This window comes from Alistipes sp. UBA1686, assembly GCF_002320215.1.
Taxonomy (GTDB): domain Bacteria; phylum Bacteroidota; class Bacteroidia; order Bacteroidales; family Rikenellaceae; genus Alistipes; species Alistipes onderdonkii.
The window spans coordinates 309,958-328,119 of sequence record NZ_DCKA01000021.1 but is presented as its reverse complement, the minus strand read 5'-3'; the positions used below and the strand labels follow the sequence as shown (position 1 = coordinate 328,119).

The window sequence follows — 18,162 nt, the reverse complement described above, 5'->3', positions numbered from 1 at the left end:
GATTATGTCGATAGCATACCAATTGTCCTTCGTGCGCGGCACCCTGCCCGAGGATGTCACGCTGGTCGCCGTGTCGAAGACCCACCCCGCCGGGGCGATCCGCGAGGCCTACGATGCCGGGCACCGCATTTTCGGCGAGAGCCGTCCGCAGGAGCTGCGTGAAAAATACGACGTGCTGCCCAAGGATATCGAGTGGCACATGATCGGCCACCTGCAGACCAACAAGGTGAAGTATATCGCCCCGTTCGTGTCGCTGATCCATTCGGTCGACAGTGTGCGGCTGGCCGAAACCATCCAGCGCGAAGCCGCCAAATGCGGCCGCACGATCGAGATACTGCTCGAAATCCGCGTCGCCGACGAGGAGAGCAAATCGGGCTGGGAGCTGGATGACCTGATGCAGTACCTCCGCACGGCGCCTTTCGCGCAGATGCCGAACATCTGCGTACGCGGCGTGATGGGCATTGCGACCAATACCGACGACGGGGAGGTGATACGCCGCGACTTCAGGGAGCTGAAGCGCTGTTTCGACCTGTTGCAGCCCAATTTCGGGGCGCGGTTCAACATCCTGTCGATGGGCATGTCGCACGACTACCCCATCGCCGTCGAGTGCGGCTCGACGATGGTGCGCGTCGGGTCGCTGATATTCGGGGAGAGGGATTATTCCAAACAATGATGATATGAAGGTAGGATTTATCGGATTCGGAAACATGGCGCAGGCCCTGGCCGCAGGGCTTGCCGCATCGGGGGCTTTGCAGCCCGGGCAGATCGGCGCATGCGCCCGCGACCGGGCGAAGCTGCACCGTAATACGGAACCCCACGGGTTCCTCGCTTTCGACGATGCCGCGGGAGTCGCGGGGTTTGCCGACGTGGTGGTCGTGGCGGTGAAACCGTACCAGGTCGAAGCCGTGCTGGCCCCCGTCAAAGGGATGCTGGCGGGCAAGGTCGTCGTTTCGGTAGCCGCCGGGATGACGTTTGACCGCTACGAGGAGATCCTCGCGCCCGGGACGCATCACCTCAGCACGATTCCCAATACGCCCGTGGCCGTTTGCGAGGGTATCGTCGTCTGCGAACGCCGCCATTCGCTGTCCGAAGCCGAGTGGCAGTCGGTGCAGGCGTTGCTGTCGCACGTGGGGCTTGTGGTGACGGTGGATACCGCCTGTCTTGGCATTGCGGGGACGGTCTGCGGTTGCGGCCCGGCCTTCGTGGCGATGTTCATCGAGGCGCTGGCCGACGCTGCCGTCAAGCACAGCATCGTGCGTGCAGATGCCTACCGCATGGCCAGCCAGATGGTCGTCGGTACGGGAAAGCTGCAACTCGCCACGGGGCAGCATCCCGCCGTGATGAAGGATGCCGTCTGTTCGCCCGGCGGTACGACCATCGTCGGTGTGGCGGAGCTGGAGCGCAAGCGTTTCCGGGGAGCCGTGATCGACGCCATCGACGCCATCGACGCTATCCAGGACAAGAAATAGGTTCGCCCGGGCGCTGCTTGTTACCAGTAGTTGCTTGTCGCCCGAGAACATGCCGTTTTCCGGAGGCTTCCTGTCGCATAAACGGGCACCAAACCGTTTTACCGTAATTCCGCATTGCTCTCCTCAGGGACGAGTAAAAAAAGGCCGAGGCCCCAAAGCCCCGGCCTTTTTCGTCTATGTGTGGGAGCAGCCGTGCCGTATCCCATCGGCACTTCGCCGTCTACCGCACCCGCAGCGAACGTCCGATGCGCAGCGTCGTGGTCGACTTGATGCCGTTCAGTCGGCAGATGTTTGTCACGGTCGTACCGTACTTGCGGGCGATGGCGCCCAGCGTGTCGCCCGACTTGATGCGGTGGTACTTCATGGCTGCCTTTTCGGCCGCCTCCTTCTTGTCCTGCTCTTCGTTTGCGATTTCGTCGTCGAAGTCCTGCCCGGCGTTCGAGTAGATGCTGAAGAACGATTTTTTCAGCAGGAAGGTCTCGCGGCACAGCAGTCCGTTCTTGAAGTCGATCAGCCGCTCGGGGTCGAACGACTGCCCGTAATAGCGGGTCTCGAAATGCAGGTGCGGCCCCGTGCTGCGCCCCGTCGAGCCGCCCAGACCGATGATCTGCCCGGCCTCGACCCACTGGTTGGGCTCGACCATGCGCTCCGAAAGGTGCCCGTAGTAGGTTTCCAGCCCGTTGTCGTGGCGGATGATGACCAGGTTGCCGTAGCCGCCCTTGTTATATTCCGAAATACGCACGCGGCCGCAGAACGTGGCGTAGACCGGGTCGCCCGCCTTGAGCGGCAGGTCGACGCCCTGATGCTGGCGCCGCCGCCGCGGGCCGTATTTGCCGCGCGGGTGCACCGAACCCTGGTAGGGGCAGTGGTAGCTCGTGACCGAGTCCACCAGGTCGATGACCACCGATTTGGGCATCGACGACATGTCCACCTCCTTGTAGGGGAAGAGCGTTGTCGTATCCCAGTATTTCTCGAAGATGGTGCTGTCCTTGGCTATCTCGCGGTTGCGGACGTATTTCCACGTGTTGTTGCTGTAAAGCACCACCTGTATGGCGTCGTTGCCCGAATCGAGCGTGTCGATGGCCACCACGTCGTTGGTGTCGAAAATCGACTCGATCTGCTTGGGCTGGAGCCGCAGGCGCATTGCGACGATGGAGTCTATGGTCGCAGCCTCCCTGGGCGAGAGGGATGCGATGTGCAGCGAATCGGTTTTGCGTTCGGCCTGCGGCGCTGCGGCCGATGCCGAGAGTGCCGCAACGGCGGCCATATAGGTGAGGCAGTATTTTTTCATCTGTATTTTATTGTTGTCGGATAAATTCTTCGGCAGCTTCCAGCGCCTTGTAAAATTCCTCGCCGAAACGGCGCACGATCGGTTCGCGCAACGCCTTGTAGACCGGGATTCCCAGCCTGCGGCCGCATTCGCGCGCCGGGGCGCAGACCGACCAGCGGTGGTAGTTGAGCCCTGCCGTGCCGTTCGAAAACCGCACGACGCGGATCGGATAGAGGTGGCATGAGATCGGTTTGCGGAAGGCGGTCTTGCCTTCCAGCCACGCCTTTTCGATGGCGCAGAGCGTGATGCCGTTCTCCTGGTAGGTATAGGCGCACTCCGCGTCGCCGACCAGCGGCGTGGTCAGGTCGCCGTCTTCGTCGAAGACCATGAAGCCCTGCCGCTCGACGGCCTCGATGCCCTCGGGCGTCATATAGGGCTTGTAGGCCGCATATTCGCGTTCGAGTATGCCGACCTCCTCCGCTTCGAGCGGCGCCCCGGCATTCCCCTCGACGCAGCAGATACCCTTGCACTTCGCGATGTCGCAGGCGAAACATTCGCGCAGCAGGTCTGCGCTCACGATTTTGTCATCGATTTCGATCATTTGCGGCAGGTGTCGGCGATTATCAGGTCGAACATCTCTCCCAGCGACATGCCCATGGCCCGTGCCTGCTTGGGGACGATGCTCCCGGCGCTCATGCCGGGGATGGAGTTGATTTCGATCAGGTAGGGTTTGCCCTCGGGCGTGACGATGAAATCGACGCGTACGACACCCGAGCAGCGGCATGCCCTGTAAGCGATGCGGGTCATGCGGTGCAGTTCCTCCGCAATTTCCGGGGCGATGTCGGCGGGGGTTATCTCGTCCGAATAGCCTTCGGTGTATTTGGCCTGGTAGTCGAAGAAATCCTTTTTCGATACGATCTCCGTGATCGGGAACAGGTATTCCCTGCCTCCGGCCACCATCATGCCGCAGCCCATTTCACGGCCCGCGATGCACTCTTCGATCAGCACCTCGTCGCTTTGGGCGAAGGCCGCCTCGATGGCGGGCAGCACCTCGTCGCGCGTATGGACTTTCGTCACGCCGAACGAGCTGCCGCTGGCGTTGGGCTTGATGAAGAGCGGCAGTCCGAACTCCGCGACCACCCTGTCCGGGTCGGCCGTTTCGCCCTTGCAGAGGAAAATCTCGCGGGCGAGGTTGATGCCCCGTCCCGCTACGGTGCGCTTGGTGGTGATCTTGTCGAAGGTGATGACCGACGAGGTCATCGAGCACGACGAATAAGGGACGCCCATCATGTCGAGGTAGCCTTGCAGCTTGCCGTCCTCGCCGGGCGTGCCGTGGATGATGATCAGGGCGTAGTCGAATGCTTTGCGCTCGCCTTCCACCGTGAGCGAAAAATCGTTCTTGTCGACCTGCCACTCGCGTCCGTCGGGGGCCGTGTAGTGCCAGTCGCGGTGGTGGAGGTCGATGACCGTGATGTCGTATTTCGTATGGTCGAGCGCCGCTTCGATCTGTGCGGCGCTCTGGAGCGCGATCCCCCGTTCGGGCGAATCTCCGCCCGCCATGAGGGCAATCTTCAGGCGTGTCATTGTCAGGGGTTGTATATGTCTTTATATCTGAATTCCAGTATTTCCTGTACCATTTGTGCATACTGCCGCGCCTCGGCGTGGCTGTCGTCTGTTTGCAGTACGCGGTTGAAGTCGTTGAGGGCTGCACCCCACTCGTTGAGGCGGTAGTGGAGCTTGCCCCGTTCCATGTAGAGCGCCGTGTTTTCCGGATCGGCGGCGATCTGTGCCGTCAGGGCCGATTTGCGGGCCGTCGGGTTCCACAGCCCCTTGCGGCGGATGTGGTCGGCGACGCCCTTGTCGAGCATCTGCGAGACATCCTCGCCCCGCCCGATGCGTTCGCGGATTTGTGTCGCGGAAAAATCCTGCAGCGGCGCGTCTTCCAGCACCATGATGCGGCCGGGGAACCTGTCCACCCTTTCGCCGCGGCGGGGATAGACGTATACCGGGTATTCGAGGATGCGGTCGTACTCTTTCCAGCCGTCGAGCCGTTCTATCTGGTCGGCGCCCATGAGGATCGAGAACTCCATATCCGCGCCGTGGTTCTCGGCCAGGTAGCGCAGCGTGTCGATCGTATACGACGGCTTGGGCAGCAGGAATTCGACGACCGAGGGTTTTATCCGGTCGGGATAGCGCGACGCCGCGCAGGCCGTCTCGGCCATTTCGAACCGATCCATCTCGGGGGCCAGCTCTTCGGCCTGTTTGTAGGGGCTCTGGGGCGAAACGACGAGCACCAGCTCGTCGCACAGTCCTTTTTCCACGGCGTATTCCGCCAGGGCGATGTGCCCTTTATGGATGGGGTTGAACGACCCGAAATAGAGCATGACGCGTTTCATGGCTGCCGTGCGATGAATTGGTCGATGATCGCAGTCGTTTCGCGGATCGCCTCGTCGAGCGAGTCGTTTACGACGATGTGGTCGAATTCGGGGGCTTTCGTCAGTTCGAATTCGGCCTTCGCCACACGGCGGTCTATCACTTCCGGGGCGTCCGTGCCGCGGCATACGAGCCTGCGGCGCAGCTCCCCGATCGAGGGCGGCATGACGAATATCGAGCAGGCGTCGTCGCCGAAGATGCGTTTGAGGTTGATCCCCCCGATGACGTCCACGTCGAAGACGATGATGTTGCCCTTGGCCCAGATGCGTTCCACCTCCGAGCGCAGCGTGCCGTAGCAAGTGCCCTGGTAGACCTCTTCCCACTCCACGAAACGGTTTTCCGCGACGGCGCGCATGAACTCTTCGTGCGTCATGAAGTGGTAGTCGCAACCGTGGCGCTCGCAGCCGCGGGGTGCGCGGCTGGTCGCCGATACCGAAAATTCGAACTGCGGGAACCGTTTCAGCAATTCGCGTACGATGGTCGTCTTCCCGGAACCGCTCGGGGCGGAGAATATGATAACCTTGCCCATTATAATATGTTCAGTACCTGTTCTTTGATCTTCTCCAGCTCGTCCTTCATCTTAACTACGAGTATCTGGATGTTCGATTCGTTGGCCTTCGAGCCCATCGTGTTGATTTCGCGGCCCATCTCCTGTGCGATGAAGCCCAGTTTGCGGCCTGCGCCCTCCTCTTGGGAGGCCACCTCGCGGAAATACCTGCAGTGGTTGGCCAGGCGTACCTTCTCTTCGGTGATATCGAGTTTTTCGAGGTAGAAGATCATCTCCTGCTCCAGCCGGTTGCGGTCGACGTCGACCCTCAGTTTTTCGAGGTTTTCCAGCAGGCGGGCCCTGACCGTCTCCGTGCGGGCCTTTTCGAAAGGCACGACCTCCTGTTTGTAGCCTTCGATCTTGTCCACGCGGCCCAGCAGGTCGGCGATCAGGATCGCGCCTTCCTGCAGGCGGAACGCGTCGAGCTGCGCCACGGCGGATTCGGTGGCGGCGACCAGCGCCGCGTGTTCCTCGTCGGAGATGCTCTCCGTTTCGGTCGATACGACATCCGGCAGGCGCATGATGGCCTGCAGGGCAGCGCTGTCCCACCCGATCCCCGCATAGTTGAGCCGGGCGTTTTGCGCCGCGTCGCGCAGTTGCCCGGCATAGGCGGCGAATACCTCTTTATTAATACGCGCCGGGGTCTCCACGGTCTGCGATTCGACGGTCACGAAGACATCGACCTTGCCGCGCTGTACCGTGCGGGTGATGATATTGCGGATTTCGTATTCCGACTGGCGGTATACGGCCGGAAGCCGCAGCCCGAGGTCGAGCTGTTTGGAGTTGAGCGAACGGATTTCGACCGTGATCTTCTTATTTTGCAGCGTGGCTTCGCCCTTGCCGAAGCCCGTCATGGATTTTACCATTTGCGGAGGATGTTAAGTTTGGGCAAAAGTAATAAAAACAATTCAAAATGCCGAGCGTTCGGGACGCCGAGTGAAATTTCTTTGAACAAGTTTTGCACAACTGTTGTATTCTCCGGAATATTTTATTTATATTTGTGTTAGTAAACTAACAGGCTGGAGTCCGAAACACTAAATTCACATCCGAATATTATGAAAAAGCACAATTTCAACGCGGGACCCTCGATCCTCGCAGACGAAGTCATCCAGAACGCAGCAAAAGCTATCGTAGATTTCAACGGTTCGGGCCTTTCCCTGCTTTCGATTTCGCACCGGACGAAGGATTTCGAGAACGTGATGGCCGAGGCCGACGCGCTCTTCCGTGAGTTGCTCGGCATCCCCGACAACTACAAGATCTTCTATATCGGCGGCGGTGCCAGCACGTTCTTCTACGAAGTGCCCGCCAACTTCCTGGGCAGGAAGGCCGGTTATGTGAATACCGGTGTCTGGGCCAAGAAGGCCATCAAGGAAGCCAAGCGTTACGGCGAGGTCGAGTTGCTCGCTTCGTCCGAAGACCGCAATTTCACCTACATCCCCAAGGGTTTCGCGATCCCAGCCGACCTGGACTATGTGCATATCACCTCCAACAATACGATCTACGGCACCGAGTACCACGAAGACCTCGCCTCGCCCGTGCCCCTGATCGCCGACATGTCGTCGGACATCCTTTCGCGTCCGGTCGACGTTACGAAATACGCCATGATCTACGGCGGTGCGCAGAAGAACCTCGCCCCGGCCGGCGTGGCGTTCGCCATCATCCGCGAGGACATGCTCGACCGTGTCGTGCGCGACCTGCCGACGATGGTTTCGTTCCGCACCCATGTCGAGAACGGCTCGATGTTCAACACGCCTCCCGTATTCCCGATCTACGTGCTCATGGAGACCCTCCGCTGGCTCAAGTCGATCGGCGGCGTACCCGAAATCTACCGCCGCAACAAGGAGAAGGCCGCCCTGCTGTACGACGAGATCGACCGCAACCCGCTGTTCTGCGGTACGGTCGACAAGCAGGATCGCTCGCTGATGAACATCTGCTTCGTGATGGCCGACGGCTACGAGGAACTGGCTCCCGAGTTCATGGAATTCACCAAGGAACGTGGTATCGTGGGCATCAAGGGCCACCGCCTGGTGGGCGGCTTCCGCGCATCGTGCTACAACGCACTTCCGAAGGAAAGCGTCGAGGTGCTCGTAGAGTGCATGCAGGAGTTCGCCGCCAAACACGCGAAATAACGGACGGCCATGGCGCATTTCTTTACGTTCACTCCGAAGAAAAAGGCGGCCACGGACATCGATTTTATTCATCTGATAGAAAGTACAGGTATGAAAATATTAGTTGCGACCGAAAAGCCTTTTGCCAAGGAGGCTGTCGACGGCATCCGCAGGATCGTCGAGGACGCGGGCTATGAACTGGCCCTGCTTGAAAAATATACCGACAAGGCCCAATTGCTGGCCGCCGTGGCCGATGTCGATGCGCTCATTGTCCGCAGCGACAAGGTGACGGCCGAAGTCATCGGGGCGGCGAAGAACCTCAAAATCGTGGTTCGTGCCGGTGCGGGTTACGACAACGTGGATCTCGCGGCTGCCACGGCGCGCGGTATCGTGGTGATGAATACCCCGGGGCAGAACTCCAACGCCGTGGCCGAGCTGGCGCTCGCCATGATGGTCTTCATGTCGCGCAACCGCTTTACGCCCGGTACGGGTTCGGAGATACAGGGCAAGACCCTCGGCATCCACGCCTACGGCAATGTGGGCAAACTCGTGGGGCGCAAGGGTAAGGCGCTGGGCATGAACGTCATCGCCTACGACCCCTTCATCACGGATGCGGCGGTGTTCGAAGCCGACGGTGTGAAGAAGGTGGATTCCCTCGAAGATTTGTACAGGCAGGCCGACTTCCTGTCGCTGCACATCCCGGCTACGGAGCAAACCCGCGGCTCGATCGGCTACGAACTGCTGATGTCGATGCCCAAGGGTGCCACGCTGGTCAACACCGCCCGCAAGGAGGTGATCGACGAACAGGGTGTCGTGCGTGCGCTGACCGAACGCGAAGACCTGAAATACATTACCGACATCGCTGCCGGGAACCAGGCCGAGCTGGACGAGAAATTCGGCAAGCGGGTGTTTGCCACCGCCAAAAAGATGGGGGCCGAGACCGCCGAGGCCAATATCAACGCGGGTCTGGCCGCAGCCACCCAAATCGTCGATTTTTTCAGGAACGGCAATACGCGGTTCCAGGTGAACAAATAGCGGATAACGGCGCGTGAAAGGCGGGAGCGAAGGCTGCGCCCGCCTTTTTCGCTTTAATACATTAATTTATATGGTGAAAATCAAACCTTTTTGCGGGATACGTCCCCCGAAACAGTATGCGTCCGAAGTGGCGTCGCGCCCCTATGACGTGTTGAATTCCGCCGAGGCCAAGGCCGAGGCCACCGAACGCTCGTTGCTGCACATCATCAAGCCCGAAATAGATTTCGAGCCTATTGCCGACGAACATTCGCAGGAGGTTTACGACAAGGCGGTCGAGAATTTCCGTGCATGGCGTGAGAAGGGCTGGCTCGAACAGGATCCCGGGGAGTATTATTACATCTATGCGCAGACGATGGACGGCCGCACGCAATACGGACTGACCATGTGCTGCCATTACGAGGACTACCTCTCGGGGGCGATCAAGAAACACGAACTGACGCGTCCCGACAAGGAGGAAGACCGCATGATCCACGTCCGCAACCAGCAGGCCAATATCGAACCGGTGTTCTTCGCCTATCCCGACAACGCCGAGATCGACGCCATCGTGGCCGACGTGGTGAAGAACAACGACCCGGAATACGATTTCACGGCTGCCGACGGCTTCGGCCATAAGCTGTGGGTTATCCGCGACAAGAAGACTAACGACCGTATCACGGAGATTTTCGCGGGCATCCCGGCGCTTTATGTCGCCGACGGGCATCACCGCACGGCCGCTGCGGCGCGCGTGGGACAGGAGTGCCAGGCAAAGAACCCCGGCCATACGGGCAACGAGGAGTATTGCTATTTCCTCGCCGTGACTTTCCCCGCGGGGCAGCTTCGGATCATCGACTACAACCGCGTCGTGAAAGACCTGAACGGCCTGACGCCGGAGCAGTTGCTCGAAAAGCTCGCCGAAAGTTTCACGGTCGAGGACAAGGGCACGGAGGAGTACCGTCCGACGGGGCTGCATAATTTCTCGATGTATCTCGGCGGGCACTGGTACAGCCTGACGGCCAAGCCCGGGACATACGACGACAACGACCCGATCGGTGTGCTGGACGTGACGGTGCTGTCGAACCTCGTGCTGGACAAAATACTGGACATCAAAGACCTGCGCACGTCGAAGCGGATCGACTTCGTGGGCGGAATCCGCGGTCTGGGTGAGCTCAAACGCCGTGTCGACAGCGGCGAGATGAAGGCGGCGTTCGCCCTCTACCCCGTTTCGATGCAACAGCTCATCAACATCGCCGACACGGGCAACATCATGCCCCCGAAGACGACGTGGTTCGAGCCGAAACTCCGCTCGGGCGTGGTGATCCACTCGTTCGAAGAGTAACCGCCCCCGCGACGGTCGGGGGCCGGTAAGTCATTCAACCCTCGGGGAACCGCCTGTCCGGCGCGTTTTCGACCCCTGTCCGAAGGCGGAATAAAATGGCGGAAATATTTTGTACGCAGTGCGTTCGGGCGGGTTATTCCGGGCGCACTGCTTTCATTTATCCGTTTTTCATGATAAGATTTGTTGCATTCGTTTAGAATTTCCGGGATTTTTTCTTATATTTGTAAGGAACTTAACAATACTACGGCTTATGGCTAAAATAAAAGGAACAATCGTTGTCGACAAGGAACGGTGCAAAGGGTGCGGGGTCTGTGTGGCTTCGTGTCCGTGCGACGTGCTGGAATTGTCGGCAGAGGTGAACAGCAAGGGCTATCCCATATCCCGGATGGTGAATCCCGATGCCTGCACGGGGTGTGCTTCGTGTGCGGTGATTTGCCCCGATAGCGTCATCACGGTTTATCGTCAAAAATTCGAGTAGCTATGGCAGAGAAAGAGGTAAAACTGATGAAAGGCAACGAGGTGATAGCCCATGCGGCGATTCGCTACGGTTGCGACGGATATTTCGGGTACCCGATCACTCCCCAGTCGGAAGTGATGGAGACACTGATGGAACTCAAGCCGTGGGAGACCACGGGCATGGTCGTGCTGCAGGCCGAATCGGAGATCTCGTCGATCAACATGGTCTACGGCGGCGCATCGACCGGAAAACGGGTGATGACCTCGTCGTCGAGCCCCGGCATCAGCCTGATGTCGGAGGGGCTGAGCTACCTGGCGGGGGCGGAACTGCCCTGCCTGGTGATCAACTGCCAGCGCGGCGGCCCGGGGCTGGGTACGATCCAGCCTTCGCAGGGCGACTATTTCCAGGCCTGCAAAGGCGGCGGCCACGGCGATTTCCACATGATCGTACTGGCGCCCAATTCGGTGCAGGAGATGCACGACCATGTGGCCGAGGCGTTCGACCTCGCGTTCAAATACCGCAACCCGGCGATGATCCTCGCCGACGGGGCGATCGGGCAGATGATGGAGAAGGTGGTGCTCGCGCCGCAGCGTCCCCGCAAGACCGACGAAGAGATCGCTGCCGAGTGCCGCTCGTGGGCTACCTACGGCAAGCCTGCCGACCGCAAGCGCAATATCGTGACGTCGCTGGAGTTGCAGTCCGAGAAGATGGAGATCATCAACAAGCGCCTGCAGGAGAAATACAAGGCGCTCGAAGAGAACGAGGTGCGTTATGAGGAGATCGGCTGCGACGATGCGGATTACGTGATCGTGGCGTTCGGTTCGTCGGCCCGTATCTGCTCGGCCACGGTCGAGATGGCGCGCGCCGAAGGGCTGAAGGTCGGCCTGCTGCGTCCGATCACGCTCTATCCTTTCCCCAAGAAGCCGCTGGCCGAACTGGCCGCGCGCGGTGTCAAAGGCTTCCTTTCCGCCGAGCTCAATGCCGGCCAGATGGTCGAGGACGTGCGGCTGGCCGTGAACGGCGTAGCTCCCGTCGAGCATTTCGGCCGTCAGGGCGGTATGATGTTCGCGCCCGACGAAGTGCTCGCGGCGCTCAAGGAAAAACTGATTAAAAAGTAAAGGCTATGGCAGAGGTTGAAATCAAAAACGAAAACCTGGTTTACGCGAAACCGAAGCTCATTACCGACAACGTCATGCACTACTGCCCCGGCTGCAGTCATGGTACGGTACATAAACTGATCGCCGAGGTCATCGAGGAGATGGGCTTCGCGGAAAAGACCGTAGGCGTTTCGCCCGTGGGCTGCTCCGTATTCGCATACAATTATATCGACATCGACTGGATCGAGGCCGCCCACGGACGCGCCCTGGCCGTAGCTACGGCCGTGAAGAGGCTCTATCCCGGCAACCTGGTCTTCACCTACCAGGGCGACGGCGACCTGTCGGCCATCGGCACGGCGGAGTCGATCCACGCGGCCGCACGCGGCGAGAACGTCGTGGCGATCTATATCAACAACGCCATTTACGGCATGACGGGCGGCCAGATGGCCCCGACTACCCTGCTGGGTATGAAGACCGCGACGACGCCCTACGGCCGTGACCCGCGCCTGAACGGCTATCCCTACAAGATCGCCGAGATGATGGCGCACCTCGACGGTGCCACCTTCATCACGCGCCAGAGCGTGCATACGCCCGCCAACGTGCGCAAGTGCAAGCGTGCGATCCGCAAGGCGTTCGAAAATTCGATGGCCGGCAAGGGCTTTTCGCTCGTGGAGGTCGTTTCGACCTGCAACAGCGGCTGGAAACTCTCGCCCGTGGCCTCGAACGAGTGGCTCGAACAGAACATGCTGCCCTACTATCCGCTGGGCGATATCAAGGACGTAAAATAAGGGATGCTATGAAAGAGACTTTAATTATCGCAGGGTTCGGGGGCCAGGGCGTCCTCTCGATGGGGAAGATACTGGCCTACTCGGGCGTAATGCAGGACTTCGAAGTCACGTGGATGCCCTCGTACGGCCCCGAGATGCGCGGCGGTACGGCCAATGTGACGGTAATCCTTTCGGACAGGAAGATTTCTTCGCCGATCGCCCACGAGTTCGATACGGCCATCATCCTGAACCAGCAGTCGATGGAGAAATTCGAGCCGATGGTCAGGCCCGGCGGCATCCTGATCTACGATACGAACGGTATCACGCGCCATCCCGTGCGCGAGGACATCGAGGTCTATGCGATCGACGCCACGGCCGAATGCGCCCGGATGGGACAGGCCAAGCTGTTCAATACGATGATTCTGGGCGGGTACCTCAAGGTGCGCCCCGTCGTCGAGATGGAGAACGTGATGGTCGGCCTCAAGAAGTCGCTGCCCGAACGTGCCTGGAAGATGCTTCCCGCCAACGAGGAGGCGATCCGCCACGGCGGCGAGATCATCCGCAAGGTACGCTGACGGATCCGGGTTCCGATGGGTTCCCGAAGAAAAGAGCGGCAGGCCGGAAGGTCGCCGCTTTTTTCTATTTGGCAGGGAAGGAACCACCCGTTTTTCCGCCTCTGTTCCTTCCGTTCGTCTTGTGGTATTTCCTTTGTTCGTTTTTTAATCTTGTTTTCTGTTTCCTGTTTCCTGTTTCCTGTTCCTGGTTCCTTCTGCCCGTCCCTTCTGCCTGTCCGCCGTGTTTTTCCCGTCACTCGCTTTCCACCCCCGTTGGCTGAGCCTGCCCCCGTATTCCGGTTCCCCCCCCCCATCGGTGCGATGTCCTTTCCGGACGCCGCGATCGTCCGGGGAAGCCGTGCCCTACCCAAAAGCGCCGTTTGTGTATACGCTTCCGTATTTCCGCGCAAACCAGAGGGTTCCGGATTAGGACTATTCCTGTAAAAACCGTAATTTAGTAGAAAGATCCCCGGTTCGCATCCATCGGCACCGACTTTGCGGGCCCCGGCATAAAACTAATATTTCGGATTATGGAAAAGAACGAACAGCAACTGCCGCGCCTGGGGGAACCCGTCCCGGCATTCGAAGCGAAGACAACACGGGGAAAGATCAGCTTTCCCGCCGACTACAAGGGCAAATGGGTGATCCTGTTCAGCCACCCCGCCGACTTTACGCCGATCTGCACCTCCGAGGTGCTCACGTTCGGTGCCCGTACGGCCGAATTCAGGGCTTTGAACTGCGAACTGATCGGATTGTCGGTCGACAGCCGCAACAGCCATATCGCATGGCTGCGTACGATCCGTGAGAAGATCGAATACCGGGGCATGAAGGATATCAAGGTCGAATTCCCGATCATCGACGACGTGTCGATGAAGGTGGCGAACCTTTACGGCATGATCCAGCCCGGTGAAAGCCAGACGGCAGCCGTGCGTGCCGTATTCTTCGTCGATCCCGAGGGCAAACTGCGCGCGATGATCTACTATCCGCTGGCTCTGGGACGCAATTTCGAGGAGATAAAGCGTGTCCTGGTAGGTTTGCAGTCCATCGACGCATTCGGGGTCGCCATGCCGGCCGACTGGCGTCCGGGCGACGAGGTGATCGTCCCGATGCAGGGCGAGGATATGGACGACCAGCCCGAAGGGGTAAAATGCTACGACTGGTTCTTCTGCACCCGTCCTCTCCCGAAGGAGGAGATCGAGAAAAAACTCGGCAAAGGCATAGCTATCAAGGGATAGTCCGGTTCCGGCCGGCAATGTAAAGGGGGGGGCTTTGCAAAGCCCCCTTTTATATTGATTCCGCGGTCGTTTTGTCTGTTACCCTGCAGAATCTATATATTTCTCGGGAGGAGTGTTTTTTTGTTTTTGTTATATTTGGGTGTATATATTAAAATATTAAATATTATGGCTGGCATTTAAATCTGATTTTCATTATGGCCCGGGAGGTTGTAATGGAACGGCTATTACGGAGTTAGTCGCACAATAATCCGGAATAGTTTGTGGAAAGATAAAAAAACTTATTCAATACCAAAGATGATTCATATGAAATGGTTATTATATTGTAACATCCTGATGCTCCCTTTGTTTTCCGGGTGCGACTCCTCTGAAAATAATAACGACACCGGAACATACCGGATTTATAAGGAGTATCTGGTCGACGCTTATTTGGAGGTCGAAAAGATGTATGTCCGGCAACTGAATGCAACGACCCTGGAGTTGTATTTCTCCGGTAAGAAATATGGTATAACGTCGGAAAATGCTTCGGAGGTCGCTAAGTTCAAGGAGCTGGCTGTTAAGCACAACGATGATTTCAGCGATTATATCACGGTAGATTTCGGATATACCGTAGGAAACTACGTAAGCTATGCGGAAAATTTTACCGGGATCGAAATCAGGAGCAGTATTTCATGGGGCGAGGGGCATTCCGCCGGAAGTACGTTGAATGACTTGTGCTATTTCACGGCTTACTCTTTTGCGCCGACATTGAAAGATCATGCAAAGGGTGGATTGACCCATATCCGTAAACATGCCGATGAACTGACTGCCGCAGATATGGAATTGTTGCAGGACGGGTTTTTACGACTCGATTTTTCAGACGAAAACTCCCGGTTGTCCGAAGCCCAGGTAATTACGATTTCTTTATCGACCCTGAGCGGACGGGTTTTAAGGGCTGATCTGAAAATCGGAGAGTAAGAATAATGCAACGCGCTACGGGAAAGGGAGGCTTTATAAAGCCCCCTCCCCTTCGTTGGATACGTCGGGCCTCCCGGATCGGAAGCCCTGCTGCCGGTTATGCTCCGGGAGCCTGGAGCGCACCTGCTGACGGCGGTTCCGCGGCCGTGCCTTTCGCTTCGGCGATCCTTCGGTGGTAGAAGGCCCGCAGGTCATCCCATTTGTAGTACGGCGGCCTTGCGGAGGCGAGCGGAAGATACATTTCATGTTCGTTGTGGAGTATCCTGACCAGGATGTCCGCCGTCCCCTCTTTCCGGTAAAAGATCATCTGGATGTTGGCCGCCATCGGTGAAATACGGTAATCGCGCCATGCGTCCGCGATCAGACCCGGGTCGGAAACCTCGGCCGTGCAGCCGTCGAACGCCATCAGGCAGGTCAGCGGCATGAGGTTGCCGTCGTGCCCGAAGCGCAGGTCGGCGGCGGGCACGCCCCGCACGAGCGCACTGTCGGCGCGGGCGATGATCTCTTCGAGCAGCGCTGTCGCATAGCGCAGGGCATATCCCCGGTTGAGCGCCCCGGGGCCGCGCTGATGGTAGAAACGGTAGTTGACGCACTCCCAGACGGCATACAGTTCATCGGGGGTGAACAGGTCGCGGAATGTGATTCCGCTGCGGGTGTCCTGTTCGTTTACGGCCAGGGCCCAGAGCTGTTGCATCAGCTCCCGCTGGTCGATGTCCGCCGGAACTTTTCCGCCTGCGAATAACCTGGCCATCAGGCGCTCCGGATGCATCCGGCTTTCCCGGAATCCCTCTTCGGCCTCTATCCAGCTCTCGCTTTTCAGCAGGTTCAGGTACTCCGGGGCGGGCCCGGGGTTTGCCGCCGTGCTGAAAAAGTTCAGGTAGCGGGTCGTGCGGTTGTTGGCCGTCCGCGTGATTTCCAGTTCCGGGTTCATCCTCCGCAGCTGGTCGCAGAATGCCGCCATGCTCAGCACGCAGCGTACCACGACGGTCGATTGTGCGTCGACACGCGCGTTGCCCCGGAAGACCTCCGGGTAGGATTTGAACATCCGTTCCGCGATCCCGTAATGCTGTTCGGCACCCAGCGGCGTGAGGTCGCCCGCCCTGCCCTCGCCGTCCGAACAGGCCCGTTCCACGCGGCGTAAGACATCCTGCCCGAACTCCGACAAGGCGCCCTCGCGGGCGGCCTTGCCGAAAGTTTCCAACACCTCCGTATATTCCGACGCCCTGAGCAGCCAGCGTGAGCCGTGGCGACCGTAGTGGCTGATGTAGAAAGGTTCGTAACCTTCGGGCGCGGGAGTCCGGGCCGGATTGTCGTACGTGTAGGCATAGTATACCCCGCCGGCTTTGTCGGGGTTGGTATAAATCTCCTGGCGGGCGTTCTGTCCGGACAGGGGCCCTGCACAGGTCGCCAGAACGAGGCCGAGCAGCAGTTTCGTAAACCGCATGATCCGCACCGTCATCGGAGGTAGGCTCCGGTTCGTTTCAATTCGCTGCGCAGCTTCGCCACGTCGGCCTGCGACGGTTTCACTCCGTCCCGCAGGGCGATGCGTGCGGCGCGTCCGGCGGCTTCGCCGAGGGCCATGCAGGTCGACATCACGCGTGTCGAGGCCATCGCTTCGTGGGTGAACGAGGCGCAGCGGCCTGCGACGAGCAGGTTTTCGACCTTTTCGGGCACAAGCACCCGGTACGGGATGTCGTAGCAGTCGCCGCAGTATTCCAGCGTGCAGTCCCCGCCTTTGGGATGGTGCAGGTCGACGGGATAGCTGGCTACGGCAACGGCGTCGTCGAAGTGTCGGCAGGCCAGGATATCCTCGGCCGTGAGGATGTATTTCCCGACCGTGACGCGGCTCTCGCGGATACCCATGAACGGTGCCACCCGATCCATCCACGCGTTTTCGAAACCCGGGACGAACTGCCGCAGGTATTTCCGGATTTGGTAAACCTGCTTCCTGGCTTCGATCTCCCCACGGGTGTAACTCCCGGGATCGGTCGGGTCTACGCCGTTCACACGCGACATGTTGACCCATATTTCGTCCTCGGACATGCCCGTGATAAGGATCGTGCGGGCCACCGGGAGGTCGATCCCCGCCTCGCGTGCCTTGGCGATCTGGTTGCGAAGCCCCACGGTGATGAACTTCTCGTTGCGGAACGACTCCGCAGGCATGATGTCCATGTCGTAGATGTCCGGGTGCTCCGCGATCGCGTCGCGCAGGCGTTGCGTGGAGACACCGCGCATCGAGAACATCAGCGTCGGGGGCTGCATGCCGCCCTCGGCATCGCCTTTGCGGCACTCGACGCCGGCACGGAAGGCCACGTCGGCGTCGCCCGTACAGTCGATCACGGTGCGGGCGAGGATCGTCTCGCGCCCTGCCTTGCTTTCGATGACCACCCCCTTTACTTCGTTGCCCTCCCTGATGACGTCGGTGCAGAAAACATACATCAGTACCTCGACGCCGGCCTCCTCCATCAACTGCTGTGCGAGGGTCTTGCTCTCCTCCGGGTCGATGATCGTCAGGCTTACGTGGAGTTTGCAGGGTCGGTGTCCGCTCGCGGCGCCCCGCACCTGCAGCCGGTCGATAAACCGCTGCGGGAGCCCTTCGATGATCTGGTTGCCCTTCTGCCCCAGGAATCCCAGGATCGGGAGCCCGATCGTGAGGTTCCCGCCCAGGTAGCCGCGGCTTTCGACCAGCATTACCTTCAGTCCCTCGCCCGCTGCGGCCTGTGCGGCCATGAGCCCCGCCGGGCCCCCGCCGACGATGAGTATGTCCGCCGATGCGCGTACGGGGATGTCGCGGGCGGGTTCGCGGACGGTCGTAATTTTCTTTTCCATGGTTTCGGTTTTTATTTTTGTACAGCTTGTTTTTCTTGCGGGATTTCGGGGCGTGTCATTTTCCAGAGTATCACGACAGCGATCCAGTGCAG

At 59.3% G+C, this 18,162-nt stretch carries 19 protein-coding genes; 11 read left to right on the top strand and 8 right to left on the bottom strand.

From position 1 onward, the window contains the following. The first annotated feature begins 4 nt into the window (after positions 1 to 4). Together B3C38_RS11435 and proC are read left to right on the top strand one after the other, a co-directional pair. On the top strand, positions 5 to 673 hold the full coding sequence (locus B3C38_RS11435) for a YggS family pyridoxal phosphate-dependent enzyme (protein WP_286727155.1): 669 nt from the start codon (positions 5 to 7) through the stop codon (positions 671 to 673). A gap of 4 nt (positions 674 to 677) precedes the next feature. Beyond that, entirely contained in the window at positions 678 to 1,469 is a 792-nt protein-coding gene (gene proC, locus B3C38_RS11430; RefSeq protein WP_286727154.1) for a pyrroline-5-carboxylate reductase, read from the top strand. A gap of 220 nt (positions 1,470 to 1,689) precedes the next feature. On the opposite strand, the gene B3C38_RS11425 is transcribed toward proC, so the two are convergent. Genes B3C38_RS11425 through B3C38_RS11400 form a run of 6 tightly spaced genes read right to left on the bottom strand, consistent with a single transcriptional unit; the run spans position 1,690 to position 6,573 of the window. Continuing rightward, the gene (locus tag B3C38_RS11425; protein WP_117506859.1) at positions 1,690 to 2,736 is read right to left on the bottom strand and encodes a M23 family metallopeptidase; all 1,047 of its coding nucleotides are present in this window, start codon (positions 2,734 to 2,736) and stop codon (positions 1,690 to 1,692) included. A 31-nt stretch (positions 2,737 to 2,767) separates the two neighbouring features. Then, positions 2,768 to 3,340 carry a DUF3109 family protein gene (locus tag B3C38_RS11420; RefSeq protein WP_286727153.1) on the bottom strand — a complete coding sequence of 191 codons (573 nt, stop codon included), beginning with the start codon at positions 3,338 to 3,340 and terminating at the stop codon, positions 2,768 to 2,770. Then, on the bottom strand, positions 3,337 to 4,323 hold the full coding sequence (locus B3C38_RS11415) for a D-alanine--D-alanine ligase (RefSeq protein ID WP_022333085.1): 987 nt from the start codon (positions 4,321 to 4,323) through the stop codon (positions 3,337 to 3,339). Before B3C38_RS11415 ends, B3C38_RS11420 begins: the two co-directional genes overlap by 4 nt. Before the next feature lie 2 nt (positions 4,324 to 4,325). Continuing rightward, the gene (nadD, locus tag B3C38_RS11410) at positions 4,326 to 5,135 is read right to left on the bottom strand and encodes a nicotinate (nicotinamide) nucleotide adenylyltransferase (RefSeq protein WP_276792577.1); all 810 of its coding nucleotides are present in this window, start codon (positions 5,133 to 5,135) and stop codon (positions 4,326 to 4,328) included. Further along, positions 5,132 to 5,701, bottom strand: a complete 570-nt coding sequence (gmk, locus tag B3C38_RS11405) for a guanylate kinase (RefSeq protein ID WP_018695831.1) — start codon at positions 5,699 to 5,701, stop codon at positions 5,132 to 5,134. Before gmk ends, nadD begins: the two co-directional genes overlap by 4 nt. Then, the gene (locus tag B3C38_RS11400; protein WP_276793044.1) at positions 5,701 to 6,573 is read right to left on the bottom strand and encodes a YicC/YloC family endoribonuclease; all 873 of its coding nucleotides are present in this window, start codon (positions 6,571 to 6,573) and stop codon (positions 5,701 to 5,703) included. The genes gmk and B3C38_RS11400 overlap by 1 nt, the downstream gene beginning before the upstream one ends. 201 nt (positions 6,574 to 6,774) lie before the next feature. On the opposite strand from B3C38_RS11400, the gene serC reads away from it, so the two are divergent. The 9 genes from serC (at position 6,775) to B3C38_RS11355 (ending at position 15,241) form a co-directional block, all read left to right on the top strand. Continuing rightward, entirely contained in the window at positions 6,775 to 7,848 is a 1,074-nt protein-coding gene (serC, locus tag B3C38_RS11395; RefSeq protein WP_286727152.1) for a 3-phosphoserine/phosphohydroxythreonine transaminase, read from the top strand. A gap of 90 nt (positions 7,849 to 7,938) precedes the next feature. Then, on the top strand, positions 7,939 to 8,862 hold the full coding sequence (locus tag B3C38_RS11390) for a 3-phosphoglycerate dehydrogenase (protein ID WP_032135858.1): 924 nt from the start codon (positions 7,939 to 7,941) through the stop codon (positions 8,860 to 8,862). Positions 8,863 to 8,932: 70 nt separating this feature from the next. After that, positions 8,933 to 10,177, top strand: coding sequence for a DUF1015 domain-containing protein (locus B3C38_RS11385; RefSeq protein WP_026318363.1), 1,245 nt, complete (start codon positions 8,933 to 8,935; stop codon positions 10,175 to 10,177). A 250-nt stretch (positions 10,178 to 10,427) separates the two neighbouring features. Then, positions 10,428 to 10,655, top strand: a complete 228-nt coding sequence (locus B3C38_RS11380; RefSeq protein WP_022333079.1) for a 4Fe-4S binding protein — start codon at positions 10,428 to 10,430, stop codon at positions 10,653 to 10,655. A gap of 2 nt (positions 10,656 to 10,657) precedes the next feature. Continuing rightward, on the top strand, positions 10,658 to 11,752 hold the full coding sequence (locus tag B3C38_RS11375; RefSeq protein ID WP_018695837.1) for a 3-methyl-2-oxobutanoate dehydrogenase subunit VorB: 1,095 nt from the start codon (positions 10,658 to 10,660) through the stop codon (positions 11,750 to 11,752). A gap of 5 nt (positions 11,753 to 11,757) precedes the next feature. Then, a complete protein-coding gene (locus tag B3C38_RS11370; protein WP_018695838.1) occupies positions 11,758 to 12,519 on the top strand; it encodes a thiamine pyrophosphate-dependent enzyme in 762 nt (253 codons plus the stop codon). Positions 12,520 to 12,527: 8 nt separating this feature from the next. Beyond that, positions 12,528 to 13,073 (top strand): 2-oxoacid:acceptor oxidoreductase family protein, encoded by a 546-nt coding sequence (locus B3C38_RS11365; RefSeq protein WP_018695839.1) that lies wholly within the window; start codon positions 12,528 to 12,530, stop codon positions 13,071 to 13,073. A gap of 509 nt (positions 13,074 to 13,582) precedes the next feature. Continuing rightward, positions 13,583 to 14,287 carry a peroxiredoxin gene (locus B3C38_RS11360; protein WP_286727151.1) on the top strand — a complete coding sequence of 235 codons (705 nt, stop codon included), beginning with the start codon at positions 13,583 to 13,585 and terminating at the stop codon, positions 14,285 to 14,287. A 303-nt stretch (positions 14,288 to 14,590) separates the two neighbouring features. After that, complete coding sequence (locus B3C38_RS11355) at positions 14,591 to 15,241, top strand: hypothetical protein (RefSeq protein ID WP_286727150.1); 651 nt, start codon at positions 14,591 to 14,593, stop codon at positions 15,239 to 15,241. Positions 15,242 to 15,338: 97 nt separating this feature from the next. Here B3C38_RS11355 and B3C38_RS11350 read toward each other — a convergent pair whose 3' ends face one another. Together B3C38_RS11350 and B3C38_RS11345 are read right to left on the bottom strand one after the other, a co-directional pair. Further along, positions 15,339 to 16,700: a histidine-type phosphatase gene (locus B3C38_RS11350; RefSeq protein ID WP_286727149.1), complete on the bottom strand. Its 1,362-nt coding sequence runs from the start codon at positions 16,698 to 16,700 to the stop codon at positions 15,339 to 15,341. After that, the gene (locus tag B3C38_RS11345) at positions 16,697 to 18,070 is read right to left on the bottom strand and encodes an FAD-dependent oxidoreductase (protein ID WP_286727148.1); all 1,374 of its coding nucleotides are present in this window, start codon (positions 18,068 to 18,070) and stop codon (positions 16,697 to 16,699) included. The genes B3C38_RS11350 and B3C38_RS11345 overlap by 4 nt, the downstream gene beginning before the upstream one ends. Positions 18,071 to 18,162: the final 92 nt, after the last annotated feature.